The 534-nt window shown below is 48.1% G+C and carries 1 pseudogene; it reads left to right on the top strand.

Annotated elements, in window-relative coordinates:
- Positions 1-534 (top strand): annotated as a pseudogene (gene vopD, locus R8N49_RS29980) (type III secretion system translocon subunit VopD); the annotation flags it as partial.

The following is a 534-nucleotide window of genomic DNA, read 5'->3' as shown; positions in this document are numbered from 1 at the left end:
AAATCACCTTCGGACGCGGTTTCTCAATCGCTGTCTTTGTTGACGCTGCTTTACCAAGTGTCGAAGCTAAGCCGTGAACAGCAAGTGCTTCAACGTGAAATTGCGGTTGAAGCCAACGTTGCGAGTTTGCAAAGCCAAGCGGCAGAGCTGAACAACTCTGCTAGCGCAATGATCGCGATGGCGGTTGTTTCTGGTGTGTTAGCGGGTGCTACAGCAATTATCGGTGCGCTTGGTTCTTTCAAAGCGGGTAAAGAAATTAAGACCGAGATGGCAAGCAACAACGTGCTGAAAACGCAAAAGGCGGGCTTCGATCAAGTAGAAGAGTTGATGAACAACGGTAACTTGTCAAAAACTCAACAAGATCAAGTAAAACGCGCACATTCGCTAGCGAAAGACAGCATTGCAGACACCACGGCTCAATTGACTAGCGGCGGTCGCAAGTTCGATAAACTGATGAGCTCAAACCAAGCGAAGAACGCGATTCTTCAAGCTCTTGGACAGATGGCAAACTCAGCATCGAACGTTGAACAAACT

This window comes from Vibrio sp. 1978, assembly GCF_033344345.1.
This window is presented reverse-complemented; position numbering and strand designations above follow the sequence as displayed.